Origin of the sequence: uncultured Shimia sp., assembly GCF_947493595.1 — a bacterium.
Classification (GTDB): domain Bacteria; phylum Pseudomonadota; class Alphaproteobacteria; order Rhodobacterales; family Rhodobacteraceae; genus Shimia.
In genome coordinates this window covers 227,685-251,953 of record NZ_CANLRL010000004.1, presented here as the reverse complement: position 1 = coordinate 251,953, position 24,269 = coordinate 227,685, and the positions used below count along the sequence as shown (strand labels likewise).

Genomic DNA, 24,269 nt, shown 5'->3' with positions numbered 1-24,269 from the left:
ACCACCCCCTGCCCATCTTTACACCAGCGTAAACTTCTCCCAATGTCTTGCACTAGTGAACGATCATTCAGCGAGGCCCGACATGAGCGACAAGACAAGTTTTGACCAACAACTCACAAACCGACTGGTCGCATACTGTGCCATCGACAGCCAATCCGACGAACATTCCACCAGCATCCCGTCCACCGACATCCAGCTCAACGTCTCCCGCCATCTGGTCGCGGAACTCGAGCGCATCGGTGCCTCAGACGTGGAACTGACCCGTTACGGTGTGGTCCTCGCCACCGTGCCTGCCACAGTCGAAAATGCGCCAACCATCGGCTTCTGCGCCCATGTCGACACCGCACCACAGTTCAACGCCACCGGCGTGAAACCCCGCGTGATTGCCAACTGGGACGGCTGCGACATCACCTACCCGGACAACCCGGATCTGGTGCTGAGCCCATCGACGTCTGCTTACCTCGCAGGCAAAGAAGGCGAGGACATCATCACCGCCTCCGGCCTCACCTTGCTGGGCGCCGACGACAAAGCCGGCGTTGCGATCATCATGACCATGGCCGAGCACCTGCTGACCACACCGGGCCTGAAACACGGCAAAGTCCGCATTGCCTTCACCCCTGACGAGGAAATTGGCAAAGGCGTGCATGCCGACCTACCCGCCGATTTTGGTGTGGACTTCGCCTATACGCTGGACGGCGCCAAACGCGGCACCATGGAGTATGAAACCTTCTCCGCCGACGGCGCTGTGGTCACCATCACCGGCACCTCTGCGCATCCCGGATATGCCAAAGATAAGATGACCAACGCCCTGCATGTGGCCGCGCAAATTGTCTCTGATCTCGACGAGCCCGGCACCACGCCCGAAACCACCTCTGGCCGCGAGAGCTTCACCCATGTCTACGCGCAGGAAGGCGGCAGCAGCGAAGTTGTCCTACGCTTCATCCTACGCGCCTTCGAAATGGACGACCTAGAGGCGCAGGCCACCCGACTGAAAGCCGCCTGTGCCAAAGCCGAAGGTGACTTCCCCGGCTCCAAAGTGGCCTGTGAGATCAGCAAACAATACCGCAACATGCGCTATTGGCTCGAAAACGACATGACCCCGGTAGACCTCGCCCGCGAGGCCATCCGCACCGAAGGCTTTGAGCCAGCCTCCGTGCCAATCCGCGGTGGCACCGATGGCTCCCGCCTGACTGAATTGGGTGTGCCCTGCCCCAATCTCTACACCGGCATGATGGAAATTCACGGCCCTCTGGAATGGGTTTCTGTGCAAGACATGGCCAGCGCCACACGCATGATTTCCAACCTCGTACAAATTGCCGCCAAATGACAAAACAGCGCCCGGTGTCTCCCTCGGGCGCTGTCTTTTTCTACCTAGGACAAATGATCAGTTATCGACGCTGAACCCGTAGGTCTCGGTCACATAGTCGATATCTTTATCACCCCGGCCAGACAGGTTGAGCAGGATTGATTTGCCAGGGTTGTTGGCCGCTTCCCGCATAGCAAAGGCCACCGCATGTGCGCTTTCCAGCGCCGGAATGATGCCCTCGTGACGGCTCAGCTTGTAAAACGCATCCAAAGCCTCTTTGTCGTTTGCCGCCGTATAGTTGGCCCGCCCTGTGCGGTACAAATGCGCGTGCTCTGGCCCCACACCCGGATAATCCAACCCGGACGCAACCGTGTGCACCGGCGCAGGCTCGCCGTTCTCGTCTTTCAGAAGCATAGTGCGGAACCCGTGAATGTCCCCGTCCTCACCATAGGTGATCGTCGCGGCATGCTCGCCCAACTTTGAAGACGTTCCCAATGGCTCCACGCCATAAAGCGCCACGTCCTTGTCCTCGATGAAGCCAGCAAACATGCCCATCGCATTGGACCCACCGCCCACACAGGCCACAACCATATCCGGCAGGTTGCCGGTCATCTCCAGAAACTGTTCGCGCGCTTCAATGCCGACAATGTGCTGGAAGTCTCGCACCATCATCGGGAACGGGTGCGGCCCCACCACAGAGCCAATCGCAAACAGTGCGGTGTCTGCCTGTGGTACATAACTTTCAAACGCACTGTCCACCGCTTCTTTGAGCGAGCGCCCACCAAAGCCCACAGGCACCACTTCGGCCCCCAAAAGCTTCATGCGCGTCACATTGGGCGCCTCTTTGGCAATGTCGATCTCCCCCATGTGGATCTCGCATTCCATGCCAAAATACGCCGCCGCCGTCGCCAGCGCCACACCGTGCTGCCCCGCACCGGTTTCCGCCATCAGCTTGGTTTTGCCCATGTGTTTGGCCAGCAAACCTTCCGCCATACAGTGGTTTAGTTTGTGCGCACCGGTGTGGTTCAGGTCTTCGCGCTTTGCGTAAATCTGCGCGCCACCGAAAATCTCCGATAGATTTTTCAGGTAAGAAACCGGGGTCGGACGCCCTTGGAAATGCTTCCGGATATAGCGCAGATCACGGATGTAATCCGCGGATTTTGAAATCTTATCATAAGCTTCGGCGATTTCTTTGAAGTGCGGCTCAAGCACAGGCGGCAATTGCGCACCGCCATACTCGCCAAAAAAGCCGTCTCGTGTTGGGGTCTCTTTTAAATACGAAGACATAAACGGGGGTCCCTCTAGTTACCTTTTCAGAGGTGACCCTGTCCGCTTTGTAGCATCTATGTCATGGGACCGATTGCCGCGCCGCCAAACTTACCGCCGTGCCAGTTCTTCTTGCAGCAACTGGCGCACCACATCACGCGGCACATCCGCGGTCACAAACGCCTCGCCAATCCCGCGCGCCAGAATGAAGCGCAGCTGGCCATCCACAACTTTCTTGTCCTGCCCCATCAGGTCCAGCAGCCCATCGGCATTTGGCAACTCGCCCTCAATGTCCTTGAGATCCACTTTCATGCCCATGGCCCGCAGATGCTCCCGCACCCGGCTTGGCGCTTCCTGCGCACAGAGCCCCAATCGCATCGACAATTCAAACGCCAGCGCACAGCCCACGGCCACACCTTCACCGTGCAACAAACGGTCGCCATAGCCGGTGGCGGCTTCCAGAGCATGACAGAAAGTGTGTCCCAGATTGAGCAAAGCGCGATCCCCCTGCTCGGTCTCATCACGCACCACAATCTCGGCTTTCATCTCACAGGATCGTTTCACCGCCGCAATCCGCGCCGCCTCATCGCCCGCTGCGAGCGCTGGCCCCTGCGCCTCCAACCATTCAAAGAAATTGGCGTCACCCAACATCCCGTATTTCACAACTTCGCCATATCCGGCGAGGAAATCACGCGGCGTCAGCGTGCCCAACACATCGATATCCGCCAAAACCAACCGCGGCTGATGGAATGCGCCCACTAGGTTTTTGCCCAGCGGACTGTTGATGCCGGTCTTGCCACCCACCGAACTGTCTACCTGCGCCAAAAGACTGGTCGGGATCTGCACAAACCCAACGCCACGGCGCAGAATGGCCGCCGCAAACCCGGTCAGGTCACCAATCACCCCGCCGCCAAGCGCCACCACCAGGTCCTTGCGCTCCACGCGCTGCGACAAAAGCCATTCAACGGTTTGCTCCAGATAAGCCCAGCTTTTGGTGCTTTCACCCGCAGGCAGCACAAGCGCTTCCATGGCAATGCCGTCCGCCGCCAAGCCGTCACGCAAAGTCTCCAGATGCAACGCCGCGACATTCTCATCCGTCACCACGCAGACCTGTTTGCGCGCCAGCATTGGCCCAATCAGCGCGCCAGATTTTGCCAGCAGCCCCGGCCCGATGTGAATGTCATAGTCCCGGCCCTCAAGGCCCACATGTACGGTTTCCATCACGACCTACGTCTCCGCCAAAACATCGGGGCGCGCGTCCAACAACGCCTGCGCCACCCGATCTGCCATTTCTTCAATACTCAACCCAGCATCGGCCTTCACCGGCAGGTCCGCGAGGCTATACAAGGGCACCCGCGCCTCAAAAATCTCTTCCAAGGTTTTGCGCGGATTGTCTGTGCGCAACAGCGGCCGGGTGTCCTTGTGTTTCACCCGATTCCACAAAAGCTCCACATCTGCATCCAGCCACACAGCCACGCCGCGCTCTGAAATCTCCGCACGATTGCCTTCCGCAAGATAGGCACCACCGCCGGTAGACAGAATACAACGCTCTTCCTCCAGCAGCCGGGCAATCACCTGACTCTCCTTTAGGCGGAAGAACGCTTCTCCGTCTCGCTCGAATATTTCGGCGATACTCATATTCGCAGCCTTCACGATTTCGGCATCGGAATCAATAAAAGGCACATCAAGTTTGGCAGCTAAAGCCCTACCAACAGCGGTTTTTCCCGCCCCCATCATGCCAACAAACACAACGGTTTTTTTCAAATCATAGCTCATCAAACGCCCGCAATCGGCTAAGCCTTGCCCAAAAGTGTGGTTTCGACATTGAATGACGTGATCTTGCTGGAAAGGCCAGTTATAAGTTGAAAAAAAGCAGGCAGAAAAATCGAGGATATTATGGGCAGACTCTTTCGAGCCTTGTTGTTTTTAGTGGTGCTGGCCGCAGTGGCCTTGGTGGCATACGCCTATCTCGGGCCAATTTTTGGCGCGGATTTCTCCGCCCCGCAGGCCGAAGTGCGCATTCCACTTGAACTGACAGGGCAATAGGGTGACACGCCTCTCCAGAACCGGTCTCGCCGCGCTCTTTCTTTCTACAGGCGCGCTGCATGCGCAAAACGTGCCGCTCTCAGCTATTGATTGGCTCGACCACACCCCAACCGTGACCTTGGATATGGGTTTGCCGCTCAACGAAGCCCCGGTCAGTGAAGGGGTCGCCACGCCTGCAATCAATGTCAGTCCGCTGTCAGAAACCTCGCAAGATGCCGTTGGGCTGCTGCCCTCCAATGTGACCGGCCTGCCTGCGTCACTCTGGTCGGCCTCTGATGCCGACACGCTCAGCGGTTTGGTTGCCGCACAGCGCCCCGAAGTGCTCCCCGCCATGCAAGCGTTGCTCTACACGCTGCTGTTGGCCGAAGCGGACGCACCGCGCGAAGCCGGCGTCACAAATGAACTCCTCTTGGCCCGCGTCGACAAACTGGTTGACATGGGCGCATTGGAACAAGCCGAAGCCTTGCTGGACCGCGCGGGGCCAACCACCCCGTCACTTTTTCAACGCTGGTTTGACGTGACCCTGTTGATGGGCCAAGAAACCCGAGCCTGCGAAGCCCTGATGGCCGCGCCGCATCTGGCAACCGACTACGCCTCCCGCATCTTCTGCACCGCCCGCGCCGGTGACTGGCGCGCTGCTGCCCTGACGCTCGACACCGCAAAGGCGCTTGGTCTGATTTCTGAAGAACTGGACGCGCTTTTGCTGCGCTTCCTTGACCCGGAGCTGTTTGAAGGTGAGCCACTACTGGTGGCCGCCAACGGGCCCGACCCGCTCAAATTCCGGCTTTACGAAGCGATTGGCGAAGGCCAAACCGCCGCCCGCCTGCCACGTCCCTACGCCCACGCGGACTTACGCGACACTGCCGGTTGGAAGGCACAACTCGAAGCCGCCGAACGCCTTGCGCGCACCTCTGCCCTACACGAAAACGCCCTGCTTGGTTTTTACACCGAGAGCTCTCCATCCGCGTCCGGCATGATCTGGGACCGTGTTGCAGCCGTGCAGGCGTTTGATCGCGCAGTCACCAAACAGGATCTGCGCGACGTCTCCGACACGCTGCCCCAAGCCTGGGCCGCCATGCAACAGGTCCACCTTGAGGTGCCCTTTGCCCGCCTCTACGGCCCGCAGCTGTTGCAATTGCCCTTGCAAGGCGTCACCGCCCGTCTGGCCCGCGACATTGCCCTGCTGTCGTCAGATTACGAACGTGCCGCTCGCTCCGGCCCTCGGGATTTCCTCGCAGGCCTGGCCCTTGGCACCCCACCCCGCAAACCGACCGATCCGGTACACCGCGCCATTGCGGATGCGTTCCACGACGCCGGTGTGCCACAGGAAATCTCGACCATGTTGGCGCGCGGCCAACTGGGGGAAAGCCTGCTCACCGCTATGGAACTCATGGATGACGGCGCTGCTGGCAACCTCGGCGCCTTGACCGAAGCGCTCGCAACCTTCCGCGCCGTCGGCTTGGAAGACACCGCCCGCCGCGCCGCGCTGCAAGTGGCCCTGCTCGACACGCGAGGCTGACCTATGACGGCGCCCGCTGACAGCCTGCAATGGATTGCCACCTTCCTTGAAGCGCAAGCCGCCGAGCTTGGCGCATCTCCAAACACGCAATCCGCATACGCCCGCGATCTACGCGACTTCGCCACCTGGGCCCACGGCAAGCCTCACAGCTTTGACGCGCTGTCTCAATCCGACATCGAAGACTACCTGCTCTTCTGTGACGCTCAGGGCCTCTCCCAATCCACCCGCGCTCGCCGGCTCTCCGCGATCAAACAACTCTTCCGCTTTGCTTTTGAGGAAGGCTGGCGTGGGGACAACCCCGCGATCCAGATCAAAGGCCCCGGCCGCGCCAAGCGCCTGCCGAAAACGCTGGAAGTCACCGAGGTGGACGGCCTGCTCGCCGCCGCCCGCACCCAAGGGCGCACCACCGATGACCGGTTGCGCAACACCTGCTTGATGGAGCTGCTCTATGCCACCGGCATGCGCGTGACCGAATTGGTCAGCCTGCCGGTCTCCGCCGCACGCGGCGATCCACAAATGCTTCTGGTGATGGGCAAAGGCGGCAAAGAGCGCATGGTGCCGCTCTCCCCACCTGCGCGGGACGCTCTTGCGGCCTGGCTCATTTGCCGAGACGCCGCTGAGGACATCGCCCGATCCAAAGGCAAACCCGCCTCGCGTTTCCTCTTTCCGTCTCGTGGCGCTTCAGGCCATCTCACCCGACACCGGTTTTACATGCTGATCAAAGACCTTGCCGTCGCCGCAGGTGTCTCCCCGGCCAAAGTCACGCCGCACACTCTGCGCCACGCCTTTGCGACGCACCTCTTGGCCAATGGCGCTGACCTGCTCGTGATTAAGACACTCCTTGGTCACGCCGACGTCGCCACCACAGAAATCTACACCCACGTGCTGGACGAACGCCTGCGCGAACTGGTCACCACGCATCACCCCTTGGCTAAGGACGGCAAGCGCAATTCCTGAGGCAACACATCTTCAGACGGCCAATAACCGCTGAGCAACGCGCGATCATAGCCCTGCGTCAGCCCGACGGCCTGCATCGCAGACTGCGCGGCCTCCGCATCATAGCTCAACGCTCTGATCTCAACCTCGCCATCCCGCACCACCACAAACCGCGTCCCCCGTTGCCCGTCATGCTCTGGCATGCCAACAGCTCCGGCATTCACCCAGGTCACGCCGCCAACTTGCCGCTGAAACGCAATGCCAGAGTGCCCCGCAATCACCACATCCACCGGTCCGACCACAGCCTCAAGCGCCGCAAGCTCTTCCACAAACACAGCCTCCGGCGACACCGAAAACAAAAACCGTGCCACATCGGTCACCCCGCCGTGGATCACCGCCACACGCTTTCCCGCCTGCTGAAACGTCACCACATCCGGCAATCCCGCCATCCAGCGCCGCGCCTCTTGGTCCACCTCCGCGTTCGCATGCGCGTACCATCCTGCCGACAACAGATCACAGGCCGTACCCGCCTCAAAACCGCATCCACAATCCAGCGCATTGGCCGCCAGTTGCTTTTCACAGTTGCCCGCCACAACAACAGCCTGCGCCGCGCGCACCGCCGCCACCGTCTCAGCTGGTTGCGCGCAATAAGCCACCACATCGCCGGTACAGATCACATTGCCAGTGGGCACCCCGAGCACAGTGGCTTGCGCCAGAACCGCCTCCGTTGCCTGCAAATTGGAATAAGGCCCGCCAAACAGCAGCACCGGCCCCGCCAACTCTCCCAAATCCTGATGTCGCACTGCCCGCCTCCGCCATGTCTTTGTCGCAGGTTTACGACGCCCAGCCCAAAGCGCCAATCACATGACCGTCAGACAACAAAAGGCCGGGCACATGGCCCGGCCTTCCCAACGTCATCTCAAAAGAGACTTAGTCGTACTGCGCCACGAGGGCTTCTTGGGTGCCGTCAGCGAGGATCGAGTCAATCGCGTCATCCATACGCGCGATCACGGATTCATCGGTAGTTTTGGAGCATGCCAGGAAAAATTCGTTCCGGGAAATCTCCATGGCGACCTCAAAGCTGCCGTCTTCGATTGCCACTGCCGCCGCAGATTCCAACGCCACCATGTAATCCACACGGCCCGCGCCTAGCTTCTTCAGGGTCATCTCTGCATCCGGCGCGAGGTCAATGTCGCTTGCGCCCAGACGGTCCAGCAATGCCACCGCAAAATCGCCAGTCTGCGTGCCCACTTTCTTGGTCAGCGCCTGTTCCACAGAACTCACGTCGCCATTCGCGCCTGGTTTCTGGATCAGGTAGATCGCCTCGGAATACATCGGACCGGCCCAGTTAAAGCGGTCTTCACGTTCCGGCGTACGCGCGGTCGTGAATACGCAAGTATTGGCGTCCTGCTCTGCCAACGTGATGGCACGCGACCACTTGGTCACTTCCATCTCAGCGGACACACCAGAGCGCGACAGAGCCTCGGTGATGATGTCCACACCGTGGCCGGTCAACTCGCCGTTTTCGACGTAGTTATAGGGGGCATAGTCTTCCGTAAAAAACTTCACGTCCGCGGCCTGTGCTACGGTTGCAGTGGACAGGGCCAGTGCGCAGAGTGCTAGAGTTTTCATTGGTGGATTTCCTCGCTTTATATCTCTGCCCCGGTTCTGCGCCGCATGTCTGAAGGCAACGTAAACATGCGACATAGCAGCACAGACAAAATCACAACCCTCTGAAACTATATAAAAAAAGCTGGGGCGATTGCCCCAGCTTTGCCACAATCTTCTCGTGGTGAGATTGCATCAGTAACGCGATACAATCTCCGCCTGTGTGCCGTCCGCCATGAGAGAATCCATCGCAGCGTCAATCTCGGCAACAACGGTGGCTGGCGTGTCATGGGAGCAGGCGATGAAGTACTCATCCCGAGACACTTCCAACGCAATCTCCAGACCTGCATCCGCCGCAGTCAGCGCGTTGGCGCTCTCCTGACCAAGGATCACATAGTCCAACCGGCCTGCTGCCAGCTTCTTCATGGTTTTGTCCAGATCCGGTGCCGCATCCACCTTGGCCGCGCCCAGCTCTTTGAGCAGGTCAACCGTGAAATCCCCAACCTGCGTGCCGATGGATTTGGTCAGCGCCTGCTCCAAAGACGTCACCTCACCGTTGGTGCCCGCGTTCTGGATCAGATACATGCCTTCCACATACATCGGCCCTGCCCATTGGAACTTCGCTTCCCGCTCGGCGGTGCGTGCGGTCGAAAACACACAGGTGTTCGCGTCTTTCTCAGCCAGCGCAATGGCACGGGTCCATTTTGTGATCTCTACCGAATGCGACAACGCCGCGCGCTCTGCCACTTCATTGATCAAGTCAATCGCGTGCCCTTTGGCCTGCCCGTCTTCTGTCCAAGAATACGGCGCATAGTCTTCCGTCAGGAACGACACGCTGGCCCCATCGGCCATGGTAACGGTTGGCAGCGCGAGGGCCGCAAATACAAAAGCTTTCATTGGATCCCACTCCATATATGTTTGAACTGGGCGCTCCCTTAGATCAAACCACCTAAAGAAGGTTTAAGGGCTTCACGCCCCCTTGATCCGGCCCCATTGCGCCCCCATAAACCTAAGTGATTGAGATTTCAGAGGACCCCATGGAGCCCACCACAACTTTTGACACCGCATTCTGGATCACCGCAGGCGTGATTTTCTTTTTGCTGATGATGTCTGCCTTCTTCTCCGGCTCCGAAACAGCCCTCACCGCAGCCTCTCGCGGCAAACTGCGCGCACAGGCGGACAAAGGCAATCGCGGCGCCCAACGCGCCCTAAACGTGACCGAGGACAGCGAACGTCTGATCGGCTCCGTGCTGCTGGGCAACAACCTGGTCAACATCCTCGCAACCTCGTTGGCCACCGCTCTCTTCACCCGGGCCTTTGGCGAAGGTGGCGTGGCACTGGCCACTCTGGTCATGACCCTTCTGGTTTTGATCTTTGCCGAAGTGCTGCCCAAAACCTACGCCATCACCCGCCCCGAAGACGCCGCCGCCACAGTTGCTAGCCCGATTAGCCTGATTGTCACGCTGTTCTCGCCTATTGTTGCCGCCGTACGTGTATTGGTGCGCGGTGTGCTGCGCCTGTTCGGTGTGGAAACCGACCCGGACAGTCAGGTGCTCGCCATGCGCGAAGAGATTGCCGGTGCCATTCAGTTGGGCCACTCCGAAGGCATCGTAGAAAAAGAAGACCGCGACCGCATCCTTGGCGCGCTTGATCTCTCTGATCGTGTAGTTGAGGAGATCATGTTGCACCGCTCCGGCATCCAAATGATCAACGCAGACGACGCACCTGCCGACATTCTCAAACAATGTCTGGAAAGCAACCATACGCGCTTGCCGGTCTATAAAGACGACCAAGAAAACATCATTGGTGTGGTGCACGCCAAAGACCTGTTCCGCAGCATGTACACCCGCGCCGTACAGGAAGAGACCAACGCCCGCGACCTGCTGGCTTTTGACCTCACCGAAGTCGCCAAAGAGCCTTACTTCGTGCCGGAAACCACCTCGCTCGACGACCAGATGCGCGAGTTCCTGCGCCGCCATGCCCACTTCGCCCTGGTGGTGGATGAATACGGCTCGCTGCAAGGATTGATCACGCTCGAAGACATCCTTGAAGAGATCGTGGGCGAGATCACCGACGAGTTTGACGAAGACGCTGACCACCCGATCCGCAAATCAGAGGATGGCCAGTTCCTGATCGAAGGCGCCATGACAATCCGCGACCTCAACCGCGCCACCGACTGGTCCTTGCCTGATGACGAGGCCAACACCATCGCCGGTCTGGTGATCCATGAGGCACAGATGATCCCCACCGTAGGGCAGGTGTTTTCCTTCCACGGTTTCCGCTTTGAGGTCACCGGCCGCGAAGCCAACCGGATCACCGACTTGAAAATCCGCCCGCTCTAAGCCGGCAAACCGGCCCATCCCTGCACAGCGCGTGATGGGCCCCATCACCAAAATGAATGCGGCTTTGGTCGCGTTTGTCGGAAACGGACTTGCCATGTCGCTCGTTGCTCTTCACCTGTGAACCATCTGACGCGCGGGTAACATTATGCAAAACGTACACGGTATTCTGATCCTTGTGGCGGCCATGCTTGGCTTCACGCTTGAGGATATGTTCATCAAATCCCTCTCTGTGACCCTGCCTGTGGGCCAGATCTTGATGGCCTTGGGACTGGGCTCCGGCGCGGTCTTTGCCGTGCTTGCCATCCTGCGGGGCGACAACCTCTTTGCCGCTGCCGCTTGGTCTCCACGCATGCTGTTGCGCACCGCCTGCGAAGCGGGTGGCGCCGTGCTTTTTGCCACCGCCCTTTCCCGCGTGGACCTCTCCACGGTTGCAGCCGTGTTCCAGACCCTGCCGCTGGTCATCACCCTCGGCGCAGCGCTCTTTCTGGGCGAGCAAGTCGGCTGGCGCCGCCTCACCGCCATTCTGGTTGGTTTCAGTGGCGTCTTGCTGATCATCCGCCCGGGCACCGACGCCTTTGACGCCAATGTTCTTCTGGTACTCGGTTCAGTGATCATTGTTGCCCTACGCGACCTGATCACCCGCACCATTGACGCGTCTGTGTCCTCCTTTGTGGTCTCCTTCCAGAGCTTTGCCTCGCTGGTCCTCGCTGGCCCGCTTTTGATGCTTTTTAACGCCGCCGACTACGCCTCGGTCACCACGTCCCACCTCTCCATGATGGCAGGCGCCGTGGCCTTTGGGGCCGCAGGCTACTGGGGCGTCGTCACCGCGCTGCGCCTTGGCGAAGCCTCCGTTGTGGCCCCCTTCCGCTATTCTCGCCTGCTGTTTTCCATCCTGGTTGGCATGGTGGCCTTTGGCGAGCGCCCCGACCTACCCACCATGTTGGGTGCCACGCTGATCATCGGCTCCGGCCTCTTTACCTTCATGCGCGAACACCGCCTCGCCAAGGCCACCGCCCCGGCCCAAGCCTAGCCAATTCCAGCAAAACAGCGTCCTCCTGTCACTGTTAGCCCTAACCTGTGGAAAAACCACCGTTAGCGCTATCAAAATGCGTTTACTTTTGCCCCCGCCCTGCTATAGCTGCGCCCGACATTTGTAGCCATCCGAGGGATCCTCCGACATGAGCACCATCATTGATATCTTTGCCCGCGAAATTCTCGACAGCCGCGGCAACCCAACCGTCGAAGTTGACGTGATCCTCGAAGACGGCACCATGGGCCGCGCAGCTGTGCCTTCCGGCGCCTCCACCGGTGCCCATGAAGCGGTTGAAAAGCGTGACGGCGACAAAGACCGCTACCTCGGCAAAGGTGTTCTGGAAGCTGTGAACGCGGTGAACGGCGAAATCGCCGAATGCCTCGTTGGCATGGACGTGACCGAGCAGGTTGCCATCGACCAGGCAATGATCGAGCTGGACGGCACCCCAAACAAAGGTCGCCTCGGCGCCAACGCCATCCTGGGCGTCTCCCTCGCCGCTGCCAAAGCCGCGGCCGACCACACCGCTCAGCCGCTGTTCCGCTATGTGGGTGGCACCTCTGCCCGCGTTCTGCCGGTGCCGATGATGAACATCATCAACGGCGGTGAGCACGCCGACAACCCAATCGACATTCAGGAATTCATGATCATGCCTGTCTCCGCGGCCAACATCCGCGAAGCCATCCGCATGGGCGCCGAAGTCTTCCATACTCTGAAAAAAGAGCTGACCGCCGCAGGCTACAACACCGGTATCGGTGACGAAGGCGGCTTTGCCCCGGCATTGGAAAGCACCCGCAAGGCGCTGGATTTCTGCATGAGCTCCATCGAAAAAGCTGGCTACAAGCCTGGCGAAGACATCTACCTCGCCCTCGATTGCGCCTCCTCTGAGTACTACAAAGACGGCAAATACGAGATGGTGGGCGAAGGCAAATCCCTGACCTCTGCTGAGAACGCGCAGTACCTAGCCGACCTCTGCAACGACTACCCGATCATCTCCATCGAAGACGGCATGGACGAAGACGACTGGGATGGCTGGAAAGCCCTGACCGACCTGATTGGCGACAAAGTCCAACTGGTAGGCGACGACCTATTTGTGACCAACCCAACCCGTCTGGCGGATGGCATCGCACAGGGCGTGGCCAACTCCATGCTGGTGAAAGTGAACCAGATCGGCTCCCTGACCGAGACGCTGAAGGCCGTCGATATGGCCCACCGCGCGCGCTACACCAACGTGATGTCCCACCGCTCCGGCGAAACCGAAGACGCCACGATTGCCGACCTCGCCGTGGCCACCAACTGCGGCCAGATCAAAACCGGCTCCCTGTCGCGTTCCGACCGTCTGGCCAAATACAACCAGCTGATCCGCATCGAGGAAGCGCTGGGTGAAACCGCCGAATACGCAGGCCGTTCCGTACTAAAATAAGCCTAGGCACAAACAAAACAAAAAACCCCGCCATCGCGCGGGGTTTTTCTTTTACTGGACTTGCGTGGGTCGACGCTCAGTGCAGGTGCTCAGTCAGTACCTCAACCAGCTTATCAATCCGCACCGGCTTCGGAATAAAGCCGGAAAACCCAACTTCATCACATTCCTGCTTCTGCATATTGGACACGCTTGCGGTCACGGCGATGATCTTTGGCCCTTCCGGGGACAGCAACCGGCTGATCTCACGGGTGGCGTCAATGCCATCCATATTGGGCATGTTGATGTCCATCAGGATCACATCATACTGGCCGCTTTCCGCTTTTTGCACACATTCGAGACCGTCATTTGCGACCTCGCAATTGATGCCGCAGTGCTTCAAAAGCCGCTGCATCACCTTCAAATTGATCGGTTCGTCATCGGCCACCAAAATACGCGGATTGAGGGCAGAAAAGTCTGGCTTGGTCATGCTGCGTTCCTTTTGTCTTGCGATGCGACATTGCTGGCGGTGCTGAGTTTCGTGGGAATGGTGAGTGTAAAGGTGGAGCCTTTGCCCAGCTCACTTTCAAGTGTGATGTCGCCGTTTGCCTCTTGGGCAATGCCCTGCGCAATCGACAGGCCGAGACCAGTGCCGCCGGCCTTTCGGCTGGAGGAACTGTCCGCCTGCACAAAGCGTTCAAAGATCTTGGCCTGATCCTCCGGCGCGATCCCCGCACCTGTGTCGGTGACACTCACCGAGAATACGGCATCTTCCGAACCCTGGGCATGTGCAACTGTTGCACTGACATGAACAGAGCCTTCCTCAGTGAACTTCACAGCATTGCCAACCAGGTTCACAACAACCTGACGCAACCGCTTGGCATCCCCCAGAATCTCCGGCGCATTCTCTGGCACCTCAAGGTGAAAGGACAAATCTTTCTTCTGGGCCAAAATCGTCGCGAAACCGGTCGTGTTCTTCATGAAGTCCTTCACCTCAATCGGCTCAGATTTCATGCGCAGCGCCCCAGCCTCGATCTCACCAAACGTCAAAATCTCTTCGATCAACGCCATCTGGTTGTCCGCGCAGGAGTTCAGAATATCAATCAACTCCCTGTCCTCTTCGGGCAGATCCGCCAGTTCCAACAATTGCGCAGCCCCGATGACTCCGTTCATAGGCGTGCGCAACTCGTGGCTGATCGTGGCAAGAAACTGCGTCTTGGCCATATCTGAGGCCCGCGCGGCTTGCGCCTCCTCTTGAAGCTCCGACTGAATACGCAGAATTTCTGTAACAAGCGGCCGTGCCACCACAAACCAGGCAAAAACCGCCGCGAACAACGCGATCACAAACACCAGCACAGACAGGAAAACCGGCAACTCACCAGCGGTCTGGGATTGCTGCGTCAACACCGCGTTCACATGATCGATTTGCTCGGAAGACAGCGTGTTCGCCTCAGCCCAATAGGCAGCCAGTGTGGCGGGATCATCTTTTCCATCGGCAAAGATCTCCGCAGCAGCCAGCAAGATCGTCCCAATCGTGTTCTCCAAAGACACTTCCTCAGAGGCGCCTGCCTCCCAGGAATCTTCCTCTTCTTCCCAGATGTCTTCCAAAACCTCAGGCATTTCATGGCCGAGCAGCCCCAACTCGGTGCCCAAGGCAATCGGATCTATACCGGCCTCTTTGGTGCGCGCATTCAACGCCTGTCGGGTAACGGACTCACTGTCCTCATCGATTTCATCGCCATCCGGATCTGCAGCCCGCAAAGCGGAATAGTATCCCAGCGCGCGCGTATAGGTGTTCTGCGCTTCTGAAGCATCGAAACTCCGAGACGTCTCCACCTGCGCCGCATGGCCTTTCAGCTTGGACACAGCTTCAATCATCTGGCCCATGGTCAGCACATACCGAGATGTCGCCGCCGCTGACTGGTGAAAGTACACAGAGGCTGCACTGGCCACAAACATTGGAACCAACAAAACAGCGATTGTGGCAAAAAGCCTGCGCCTTAGATGACTTTGATGGATAGAACCCACTTTTGAGCCCGTATCCCCATTCTTACTGCGCATTTTGCTCTCCGTTTTCGGCTGATAACTTGGCTAGTCCGGCACGCTGGTGTACTTTGGTATGTAACTGGTATTACCAAACCCTTAACCTTTGACCACTGACCGCTGATTTGAATGGCTTTGAGGGACGAATAGCCGCCGCAGACACCTAAATGTTGCGCCGCACCTTCGAGCGTGCCGTTTTGGGCGAGTTGCCTTCGCCCACGGCCAGCCTCACGCCTTCGTGACCCCAATGTGTGTTGACCTCCCCCTACTGGAACCTGTCACACCGTGGGAAAAGAACATCACGAGGCACGCATGGCACATTCCCCAAAATCTCCCCGGCTCACCCGCCGGTCCTTCCTGATCAGCAGCACGCTCACGCCGATTGTGGCCGCCGTCCCCGCATTGGCACTCACCGAACCGGAGCAAGAGCCATCGGTGCAGCGCAACGTTTCTTCCTTCCGCACCCATGACTGGCAGGACCATTTTGACGCGCTTGGCGTGGGGCTGATCATCTCAGACACCACCACCCGCGTGTTGCAGCACTGGACGGCGGATGGCGAAATGCGCATCTACCCAACCTCTGTGCCGCTCACCGACGAGTTGACCAAACGTGGCTATACCGAAGTCACCGAAAAACGCGCCAACCCCGGCTGGGCGCCCACGCCGTCGATGCGCGAGCGCAACCCGGAATGGCCGCCCTATGTCAAAGGCGGCGATCCCTCCAACCCGCTGGGCACCCGCGCACTTTACCTGTCGTGGCAGTACTACCGCATCCACGGCACCCACGACACACGCAAGATTGGCCGCCGCTCCTCCAACGGCTGCATCGGCCTCTATAGCGATCACATCGAAGAGGTGTTTGACCGCACCAAAGTCGGCACCAAAGTCAAACTGATCTGATCCCAATACCATGACCAAACCACTTATCCTCGCTGGCGTAGTGCTAGCTCTGGGCGCGGCCACCTTTGCCGCCCTCCAGTTTCAGCCCACACCACCCCAGCCCGTCGCCGCGCCGGAAACCACAGGAACCTCAGCCATGGTCTCCGTGAAACAACCCGCCGCCCACAGCGAGCTGGCACAAATGGGCAAACGCGCCTTTGAGGCCACCTGCGCCGCTTGCCACGGCGACAACGCTGCGGGTCAGGACGGTGTCGCGCCGCCTCTGGTGCACAAAATCTACGAACCCGGTCACCATTTTCCGACATGGCCTTCTTCATGGCCGTCGACAACGGCGTGCGCGCCCATCACTGGTCCTTTGGCGACATGCCTCCGGTGGCGGGCTTGACCAAAGGTGACGTCAAAGCCATCGTGGCCTACGTCCGCGAGCTGCAACGCGAAAACGGCATTTATTAAACGTCGGACACCACTGCCCCGTATCCGCTTCAATACCAATCCGTAAGAGTAACCGCATGCCCATCACCCGCCGCCAATTCCTCGCCAGCACCGCCGCCCTCGCCCTAACACCAAAAACCAGCTTTGCGGCCACCGCCCCGGTGATCGAAGCCACCACAGGCCACGTGCAGCTGATTGATGCCGAGTTTGGCGACTATCCGGAAACCGAGGTCTGGGGCTACAACGGCTCGGTGCCCGGCCCGTTCCTGCGCTTCAAACAAGGGGACACGCTCAAGCAAGAATTGCTCAACAGCCTGCCCAGCCCCACCGCAATCCACTGGCATGGCATCCGCGTGCCCAACGCCATGGACGGCGTGCCCGGCATGACTCAGGAAGCCGTGCCCACCGGCGAACGCTTCCACTACGAGTTCCCGCTCAAAGACGCCGGCACCTACTGGTACCACTCGCACAACCAATCCACCGAACAGGTCGCCCGCGGTCTCTATGGTGTGGTTGTGGTAGAAGAAACCAACGCGCCAGACGTGGATCATGACATTGTGGTGGTGCTGGACGATTGGCGGCTCAGTGACGAGGCCCAAATCACCGATGACTTCGGCGCCATGCACGACTGGACCCACGCCGGACGGCTTGGCAACTACATCCACGCACAGCTGTCCGAGCAACCGGACTCTGTGCCGGAAAACGCCCGCCTGCGCCTGCGCTTTGTCAACGTCGCCACCGACCGCGTCATCACCGTCTCCGTACAAGGCGGCGACGGCAAACTGGTCGCCCGCGATGGCATGCCGTTAGAAACCCCCGAACCGCTCGACGCCATGCCCTTTGGCCCGGCCGAGCGCGCCGACGTGATCATCGACGCCCAAGCCAACGAGGCCAACGCGCTGCAAATTGTCCTGCACGAAGGCGACACAGGTTACCTGTTGAAAGAGATCCCAATCTCCGGCACCCAACCCGCTCGCGATGCCGTCCAGCCCCTGCCCGCCAATCCAATGCCGCGCCTCTCAGACCTCACCGACGCCCTGACCGTGCCCCTGCACATGGAAGGCGGCGCCATGGGCGGCTTGCGCGAAGCCACCTACGAAGGTGAAACACTGGACATGCGCAGCTTGGTCGACAAGGGCCAGGTCTGGGCCTTCAACGGCCAAGCGGGGCTGAGTGACACGCCGCTAGCGGAGGTCGCCCAAGGCCAAATCGTGCGCATCCCCATGAAAAACGACACGTCCTTTCCCCACGCCATGCATCTGCACGGCACCCATTTTCAGGAAGTTCTGTCCGACGGCAGCTTTGGCCCGCTGAAAGACACGCTCTTGATGCAACCCCGCGAAACCCGCGAAATCGTCTTCATCGCCGGCGCTCCGGGCAAATGGTTGATGCACTGCCACATGTTGTCCCACGCCGCAGCAGGCATGCGCACCTGGATCAAGGTGGTGTGATCGGCAACTTGTCCCCGTCGTATCACAACGGGCTTGCTGCAACGCACTGCAAAAAGTCCCACCCTGTCCCTTGAGAAACCGACACAACCAACGCAAGTATCTACTAGAAGAATTACGCCTCTCTAAACCTTTGGACTTTATGCGTTTCAAAACCCTACCTCTCCAGCTGAGCGCGACCATATTTTTTGCCCTCAGCGGCCTGCTCATTACCGTCAACAGCCCCGCGACCGCTCAGGAGATCTACCCAGTCGCCGAAAAAGGTGGCCTGCACGGCGCATATGTGGTGCCCATCGAAGACTTCAATCGGGTGGATGTGCAGCTGATCGTCCTGTCCGGTGCCTACGATGATCCGGCCCCATCTGGCACCGCCCATTTGACTGAACACCTCGCCGCTTTTTCCGCGGATGCCACCATCCTCAAAGAAGTGCGGGAACGTGACTTGAATGCCAGCACTTTTAATGCGGCCACGGTCTACACCAACTCCGGCTCGCCAGAGGAGTTGGAAACCCTTCTACGCCTGTCCAGGGCAGTTCTGGATACCCCCGTTCTACCAGACGATTTTGCCAAAAGCGAAATCGATATTGTCGCGCGGGAAACCTTTCTAAGAGAACGCCAGTATCCAGGTCGGTGGTTGACTCGGATGGCTTTGCAAAATCTCTACGGCACGCCTCGTGGCCGAGCCAATAACACTGTAGCAGACCTCCCCAACCTAAACCTCAAAGCGGCTTTTCAATTCCACAAAGATCATTATGTGCCCGCCAACGTCACGGTCATTGTTTCCGGTAAGATCGACCATCAATTGGCCTCAGATCTGGTGACAAAGATTTTTGGCGACACAGATACCTCGACCCCGCCAGGTAAACCCTGGCTGGATCACAAACCTGACCCGGACCTCCGGCACGTGCAGCACATAAAGACAAACCGATTGGCCCGGGACACGCTGCAATTTGCAAAGTTTGTCGACTTCGAAAACCACCAAGACAGTTTTGATTTGCAAGGTGCGTTTTTTGTCGCCACAGACATTCTGAACACGCGCCTTCAAAACGCTCTTCATTTTCAAGATGTGCGCTTCCTATCGGTGGACCTGAATTGGTACTTCGCCAAAAACGCCGATCTTGAAATGACGTTGAACGTGGAACTGATGCCCGGCTTCTCTCTTGGGGAGGCCCACCGCAATCTGCGAACAACCCTGAAATTACTGCTCCGGGACCCGATCACCACCGAGGAAATAAAGCGGGCCCGCCAGAAAGAGGTGGTACAAGCACAAGACGCACGCCGGATGCCGTCCAGTACGCACTGGTTCTTGCAAAACTTGGCCGCAGATGGCTACCCCCCCTTCAGTCCGTCTATCTATATCGACATAATCAACGCCACCACGGACCAAGAGGTCCTCGACTTTGTGAACAAAGTCATGGAGCCCTCGGCGACGGCAACCGTTCTGGCTAAGAAGGTAGACTGATGATGCGCGCCTACATCCAGCATGCGGCAGCTCTGCTTGTGGCAGCTCTTTGCCTTCTAAATGCCCCGCAGGTTCGCGCGGAATTGATCGCAGCCAATAGTGAGACACGGATTGCCTACCTAACGCCTTTGCGCAACGGTCTGTCTGCGCTTACCTTGGTCTGGCCGATGGAAGACGTGACCGAAAAACGGGCGGACGCTTTGGCCGCCGGCCTGCTCAGCGTGACGTCCGGTGGAACCGCCTCACGCTCACCTTTCGAAATCCATGAGTATAGAAAACTGAACGGCATACGGCAGAGTATCGCCACAACCCGTACGCATTTGCTGTTCACAATTTCGGCACCAAACGAGGTCTTCCTGGAAACACTGGTCCACCTCGAAAACCTGTTGATGCAGCCGACTTACTCCAAAGGCTGGTTTGACCGAAACCTGCAACTGATGCACACCACGCCGTCAACGCTCACTCGCAATCCCGGCGATGTCCTACACGAAATCAACAGTTTCCTCGACTACAATTCTGAAGAAGCATCGCCAGCGCAATTTGGCCCCGAATTCCGCTTTGGCCAGCCCAGCCAAGCTGTCCTGCGGTCGGATGACGACGTGGTTAAAAGACGGGTATCAAAGTTACTCGCCAAACTCCCGCGTCATGCTGTGAACCTGCGCGTGACTTTGCCAAAGTGGCTGGAGGTGATGCTAGGGCGGGATCGTTTCACCTACGATTTGCCTTCCGGTACAATTCACTTTCAGGATCCCACCTCTAGCGAGATGCTGATCCTACTGATCAACGCCGCCACCTTTGACAACGAAGAGCACATAGTCGGGGCAAATCTCTTGGCAAACCATATCGGAGCCAATCAGAGCGCGGAAATGTTTCTTAAGTTGAGACAAGAAATGCGAGCTAGCTATGACCCGACTTCACAGTTTGTCATGACTGACAAGAACACGGCGATGATCATGCTGAGCGCAACTGTTGCGGCAGACAGATGGCCGCAGATTTATGCATCCATCAACGACATATACTCATCCGTACGGTCAGGTGATGTCTCCATACCCCGTTTGGACAAACAGCATCAAACTTTGAGCCGAAGTTTCAGTGACGACGCCTACCACAACCCTGTTTGGACTGCGCGACAATATCTATATGAGTATCCGGACGGAGCCAGCGGTCAAATCTCGCTCCCGATCTTTACGGCTCTAGAGGCGGCGTCGACCAAAAACATTATCGCCAACGCCAGCAGCTACTTACCCCCGCTGGACGACTATTTGCTGATCCTAATTGGTGGCGGGCCCACCCCCTCCGCGGACCTCAAAGCCAACGGCTACTGCCCCCTCCCACCCAACACACCTCTCAAACACTGCCTTCAGCAACTCCGCACTGAGGGCAATTAGCCAAGGCCAAGTCACAACACCACCAAGCGCTCCGACACTGGCGAAGACTGAACGATCGAAGAATTGGTCGCCCCAAACGGCACCAGCCGGTCAATCACCGCCTCCATCTCCGCCACGTCACGCACATGTGCCCGCGCCACAAAACAATCCTCGCCGGACACACGCTCGCAAACCACAATCTGTGGCGTGTCCTGAATGGCCGCAATCATATTGCCCATTTCGCCGGGCATCGGACGCGCCCGGATCAAAACCGTCAGCCCATAGCCAAGTTTGGCCGGATTAATCTGCGCCGCGTAGCCGGTGATTATCCCCACGTCCTCCAGGCGCCGCACCCGATCGGCCACGCTGGGGGCTGACAGGCCCACACGCCGGGCCAACTCCGCCCGCGCAATCCGTGCATCTGCGCTGAGGGCACGCAGAATCGCCACATCAACATGATCCAACACCCCACCTTCAGATCGAAGGCCGTTTTCACCTTGCACCTTTGCATCCATCGCAGTTTCCGCCATCTCGCCACCACCTCACCATACCAACTTCACCATTCAGCTTGCATTGTGATCCTATGTCAGATCAAGCCCCCAGCTCTGCGACCGGCCCGTCAGACCACCTGTCCCGCCTGTCAGAAACCGTGCCCCCACAGGCGTGGTTTACTGTCTCCGCTGTGTTCCACTACCTCGGACCGGCCTTTGCTGTGCTGCTGTTCCCGGTGGTTGGTGTGCTGGGCGTTGCCTGGTTCCGCATCGCCTCCGCCGCCCTATTTTTTGCCCCCCTCACAAAACCCTGGCGCACCTTCAAAAACGCCCCGCCGCGCGAGCGCGCTTTGCTGCTGGCCCTTGGTGCTTGCCTAGCGGTGATGAATTGTTCGTTTTATCTGGCGTTGGAGCGCCTGCCCATCGCGCTTGTTGCCGCCATTGAGTTTGTTGGCACCGTTGGCATCGCACTTTGGAGCCTGCGCACCGCCCGCAATTACCTGGCCTTTGCCGTGGCCAGTGTGGGCGTGGCTTTGCTCATTGATGTGCCCGCTCTGCTGACAGCGCAGAATGCCGCCTTGACCTCAGACCTTCTGGGACTGTTCTGGGCGCTGCTGAATGGCGGATTGTTTGTGCTTTACATCATCCTGGGTCACAAAGTCTCCGAAGGGGGCGCTTCCGGCGGTGTCGAGCGCCTGGGCGCCGCCATGACCGCCGCTTTTCTCTGTGTCATGCCCATTGGGTTCTTTCAGGCGCTTGAGGCCTTCGGCGCGCCCATGTTGGTCCTGGCCGGCATCGGTGTTGGTCTGTGCTCCTCGGTGATCCCCTATGTCTGTGACCAACTCGCCATGTCCCGCCTGCCCCGCGCCAGCTTTGCCTTTCTACTGGCCCTCCTGCCTGCTTCAGCAACCGTCATTGGCGTTCTTGTTCTTCGCCAAATCCCAAACATGATCGACCTAATGGGAGTTTTGTTGGTGATGATCGGCGTGGCGGTGCATCGCCCCGCCACGACTGGGATTTGATGTGAGTAGGCCGAACCACGGGTCCAAACCTCACTCCAACAGATCACGCCAGCCATGCTTCGGCGCAAAGCCTACCATCTCCTTGGCCTTCTCATTGGCATAAAAGGTCTCGTTAGCCCCCATCTCGCCACGCAGCTCCACCCCTTGATAGAACCGCGCAATCACCTGATCAGAGGGCATCCCAACCGAACTGTCATCATTGGCCACGTTGAACACCTCATAGCCAAGCCCGTCGGTTCTCAAGCAACAATCCACCATGTGCCCCAAATCGCGCGCATCGATATAGGCAAAAATATTGCGCCGCCGCAGAGCGGGATCTTTGACAAAGGCCGGGAACATCTCGGCGTATTCATGCGGCTCGATCACATTGTTGATCCGCAACCCATAAACATCGCAGCCAGTGCGCGCCTGAAAGCTGCGCGCGGTGGCCTCGTTACAGACTTTGGACATAGCGTAGCTGTCATGCGGCACGGTGGGATGGGTCTCATCCACCGGAACAAAGGCGGGTTTGACCTCGCCATCCGCAAAACACACGCCATAGGTGGTTTCTGAACTGGCAAAGATCACCTTGGGAATGCCCAGCTTCACCGCCGCCTCGATCACATTGTAGGTGCTCAACGTGTTCTGTCGAAAACACTCGCCATCGGTGCCAATCATCACCCGCGGGACCGCCGCAAAATGCACCACCGCGTCATAGGTTGGCACGCCCGTACCCGCATCCAACTCGTGAAAATCGGTGAACTGCGACATCGCGCCAATCACTTGCCCCGCATCGCAGAGATCAATCAGCAGCTCGGAACAATCCAACCCAGACGGCACACGATCCGCATTGACCACGTAATGCCCCTGTTCCTGCAAATGCCGAATGGCCCATTTGCCCGCTTTGCCACTGCCACCTGTAAAGAAAACCCGCATCGCATCCCCGCCTGTCACCCTAGAAAGCCAAACGCACGATGCGCCACATGCCGAGGCGAGGCAAGTCTGGCATCACTGGTCCCCTCAAGCAAAAAAGCCCCGCATGATGGCGGGGCTTTTTCTCTGAATGTCTCAACTTTTATGGCTGATACGGCAGCGAGCTGTGGTGCAGAACAATCCGCAAAACGCCATTGGCGTCTTTCTTATAACCAAAGCTCTTGTTGGCTTTGGTGACTTTGCCGTCTTTGTCGGTCATAATGCCCATGCCTTGCCACATCGCCACATCACCCTCGATGAAGCTTGCAGCGGTAACCATCTCGACATTCCGCCATCCCAAAAGCGCAAACCCACCGTCCAGCGGGTATTCTTCGTCATGGCCTACAAAATAGGACAGCGCGCCTTTTTTGGTCGGGCGGAAGGTCTGATCGCCGCTTGCCAGCGTTGGCTTAAACAGTACAGGGCCCAGGTTGTAGCCATAAGCCGCGTCCAGAACCCCTTCGGCCACAGGTCGCGCCTCGTCAATTCCGCCCGCCTCATAGGCTTTGGAAATCGCCACAAGGCCCGCGCCCCAGGCGTCGCGTGCTGCGCTCAGTTCGGATTCAGTGATGGCCACGATAGAGTCCCTCTCTCTAACTAGAAGCAAATTTGAGCCTTTTTGGAGGAGCGCACCTATCGTTTCAAGACATTGATTGTTGGTTTTTGCGAAAATCCACGCCAACACCGTCCCCAACGTCACC

Annotated in this window: 23 protein-coding genes and 1 pseudogene; 13 read left to right on the top strand and 11 right to left on the bottom strand. The window is 58.6% G+C overall.

Annotated elements, in window-relative coordinates; translation table 11 throughout:
- Positions 1-82: 82 nt before the first annotated feature.
- Positions 83-1,327 (top strand): peptidase T, encoded by a 1,245-nt coding sequence (pepT, locus tag Q0955_RS12645; RefSeq protein WP_299424719.1) that lies wholly within the window; start codon positions 83-85, stop codon positions 1,325-1,327.
- Positions 1,328-1,384: 57 nt separating this feature from the next.
- On the opposite strand, the gene trpB is transcribed toward pepT, so the two are convergent.
- The 3 genes from trpB to Q0955_RS12630 form a co-directional block, all read right to left on the bottom strand.
- Positions 1,385-2,593 (bottom strand): tryptophan synthase subunit beta, encoded by a 1,209-nt coding sequence (trpB, locus tag Q0955_RS12640; RefSeq protein ID WP_299424718.1) that lies wholly within the window; start codon positions 2,591-2,593, stop codon positions 1,385-1,387.
- 90 nt (positions 2,594-2,683) lie between these two features.
- Positions 2,684-3,796, bottom strand: a complete 1,113-nt coding sequence (gene aroB, locus Q0955_RS12635) for a 3-dehydroquinate synthase (RefSeq protein ID WP_299424716.1) — start codon at positions 3,794-3,796, stop codon at positions 2,684-2,686.
- 3 nt (positions 3,797-3,799) lie between these two features.
- The gene (locus Q0955_RS12630) at positions 3,800-4,348 is read right to left on the bottom strand and encodes a shikimate kinase (protein WP_299424715.1); all 549 of its coding nucleotides are present in this window, start codon (positions 4,346-4,348) and stop codon (positions 3,800-3,802) included.
- Between the two features lie 120 nt (positions 4,349-4,468).
- Here Q0955_RS12630 and Q0955_RS12625 point away from each other — a divergent pair, with 120 nt between their 5' ends.
- Genes Q0955_RS12625 through Q0955_RS12615 form a run of 3 tightly spaced genes read left to right on the top strand, consistent with a single transcriptional unit; the run spans position 4,469 to position 7,094 of the window.
- A complete protein-coding gene (locus Q0955_RS12625) occupies positions 4,469-4,618 on the top strand; it encodes a hypothetical protein (protein ID WP_283426350.1) in 150 nt (49 codons plus the stop codon).
- 1 nt (position 4,619) lies between these two features.
- On the top strand, positions 4,620-6,137 hold the full coding sequence (locus Q0955_RS12620) for a hypothetical protein (RefSeq protein WP_299424713.1): 1,518 nt from the start codon (positions 4,620-4,622) through the stop codon (positions 6,135-6,137).
- A 3-nt stretch (positions 6,138-6,140) separates the two neighbouring features.
- The gene (locus Q0955_RS12615) at positions 6,141-7,094 is read left to right on the top strand and encodes a site-specific tyrosine recombinase XerD (protein WP_299424711.1); all 954 of its coding nucleotides are present in this window, start codon (positions 6,141-6,143) and stop codon (positions 7,092-7,094) included.
- Here Q0955_RS12615 and Q0955_RS12610 read toward each other — a convergent pair.
- From Q0955_RS12610 to Q0955_RS12600, 3 genes are all read right to left on the bottom strand, one after another.
- A complete protein-coding gene (locus Q0955_RS12610; protein ID WP_299424710.1) occupies positions 7,058-7,876 on the bottom strand; it encodes a metallophosphoesterase family protein in 819 nt (272 codons plus the stop codon). The two genes, Q0955_RS12615 and Q0955_RS12610, sit on opposite strands and share 37 nt — an antisense overlap.
- 127 nt (positions 7,877-8,003) lie before the next feature.
- Positions 8,004-8,705 carry a transporter substrate-binding domain-containing protein gene (locus Q0955_RS12605; RefSeq protein WP_299424708.1) on the bottom strand — a complete coding sequence of 234 codons (702 nt, stop codon included), beginning with the start codon at positions 8,703-8,705 and terminating at the stop codon, positions 8,004-8,006.
- 171 nt (positions 8,706-8,876) lie between these two features.
- A complete protein-coding gene (locus tag Q0955_RS12600) occupies positions 8,877-9,578 on the bottom strand; it encodes a transporter substrate-binding domain-containing protein (protein WP_299424707.1) in 702 nt (233 codons plus the stop codon).
- Between the two features lie 140 nt (positions 9,579-9,718).
- Between Q0955_RS12600 and Q0955_RS12595 the strand changes: the two genes are divergently transcribed.
- The 3 genes from Q0955_RS12595 to eno all read left to right on the top strand — a co-directional run bounded on the left by Q0955_RS12595 (position 9,719) and on the right by eno (position 13,476).
- Positions 9,719-11,023: an HlyC/CorC family transporter gene (locus Q0955_RS12595; protein WP_299424818.1), complete on the top strand. Its 1,305-nt coding sequence runs from the start codon at positions 9,719-9,721 to the stop codon at positions 11,021-11,023.
- A 145-nt stretch (positions 11,024-11,168) separates the two neighbouring features.
- Complete coding sequence (locus Q0955_RS12590) at positions 11,169-12,053, top strand: DMT family transporter (RefSeq protein WP_299424705.1); 885 nt, start codon at positions 11,169-11,171, stop codon at positions 12,051-12,053.
- Positions 12,054-12,201: 148 nt separating this feature from the next.
- The gene (gene eno, locus Q0955_RS12585; RefSeq protein WP_299424703.1) at positions 12,202-13,476 is read left to right on the top strand and encodes a phosphopyruvate hydratase; all 1,275 of its coding nucleotides are present in this window, start codon (positions 12,202-12,204) and stop codon (positions 13,474-13,476) included.
- Positions 13,477-13,552: 76 nt separating this feature from the next.
- On the opposite strand, the gene Q0955_RS12580 is transcribed toward eno, so the two are convergent.
- Complete coding sequence (locus tag Q0955_RS12580) at positions 13,553-13,942, bottom strand: response regulator (protein WP_299424702.1); 390 nt, start codon at positions 13,940-13,942, stop codon at positions 13,553-13,555.
- Entirely contained in the window at positions 13,939-15,411 is a 1,473-nt protein-coding gene (locus Q0955_RS12575; RefSeq protein WP_299424700.1) for an ATP-binding protein, read from the bottom strand. The genes Q0955_RS12580 and Q0955_RS12575 overlap by 4 nt, the downstream gene beginning before the upstream one ends.
- Before the next feature lie 396 nt (positions 15,412-15,807).
- Between Q0955_RS12575 and Q0955_RS12570 the strand changes: the two genes are divergently transcribed.
- The 5 genes and pseudogenes from Q0955_RS12570 to Q0955_RS12550 all read left to right on the top strand — a co-directional run bounded on the left by Q0955_RS12570 (position 15,808) and on the right by Q0955_RS12550 (position 21,125).
- On the top strand, positions 15,808-16,395 hold the full coding sequence (locus Q0955_RS12570) for a L,D-transpeptidase (RefSeq protein WP_299424699.1): 588 nt from the start codon (positions 15,808-15,810) through the stop codon (positions 16,393-16,395).
- 10 nt (positions 16,396-16,405) lie between these two features.
- A pseudogene (locus Q0955_RS12565) lies at positions 16,406-16,848 on the top strand (cytochrome c).
- A gap of 56 nt (positions 16,849-16,904) precedes the next feature.
- A complete protein-coding gene (locus tag Q0955_RS12560; RefSeq protein ID WP_299424697.1) occupies positions 16,905-18,278 on the top strand; it encodes a multicopper oxidase family protein in 1,374 nt (457 codons plus the stop codon).
- A gap of 139 nt (positions 18,279-18,417) precedes the next feature.
- Positions 18,418-19,737, top strand: coding sequence for an insulinase family protein (locus tag Q0955_RS12555; protein WP_299424696.1), 1,320 nt, complete (start codon positions 18,418-18,420; stop codon positions 19,735-19,737).
- Positions 19,737-21,125: a hypothetical protein gene (locus tag Q0955_RS12550; RefSeq protein ID WP_299424694.1), complete on the top strand. Its 1,389-nt coding sequence runs from the start codon at positions 19,737-19,739 to the stop codon at positions 21,123-21,125. Before Q0955_RS12555 ends, Q0955_RS12550 begins: the two co-directional genes overlap by 1 nt.
- Positions 21,126-21,136: 11 nt before the next feature.
- Here Q0955_RS12550 and Q0955_RS12545 read toward each other — a convergent pair whose 3' ends face one another.
- On the bottom strand, positions 21,137-21,634 hold the full coding sequence (locus Q0955_RS12545; RefSeq protein WP_299424693.1) for an Lrp/AsnC family transcriptional regulator: 498 nt from the start codon (positions 21,632-21,634) through the stop codon (positions 21,137-21,139).
- A gap of 53 nt (positions 21,635-21,687) precedes the next feature.
- Here Q0955_RS12545 and Q0955_RS12540 point away from each other — a divergent pair, with 53 nt between their 5' ends.
- Positions 21,688-22,617, top strand: a complete 930-nt coding sequence (locus Q0955_RS12540) for an EamA family transporter (protein WP_299424691.1) — start codon at positions 21,688-21,690, stop codon at positions 22,615-22,617.
- 30 nt (positions 22,618-22,647) lie between these two features.
- Here the strand turns inward: Q0955_RS12540 and Q0955_RS12535 are convergent, their stop codons facing one another.
- Together Q0955_RS12535 and Q0955_RS12530 are read right to left on the bottom strand one after the other, a co-directional pair.
- Entirely contained in the window at positions 22,648-23,532 is an 885-nt protein-coding gene (locus tag Q0955_RS12535; protein ID WP_299424689.1) for an NAD(P)-dependent oxidoreductase, read from the bottom strand.
- 139 nt (positions 23,533-23,671) lie between these two features.
- Complete coding sequence (locus tag Q0955_RS12530) at positions 23,672-24,145, bottom strand: phosphoribosyl-AMP cyclohydrolase (protein WP_299424688.1); 474 nt, start codon at positions 24,143-24,145, stop codon at positions 23,672-23,674.
- Positions 24,146-24,269: the final 124 nt, after the last annotated feature.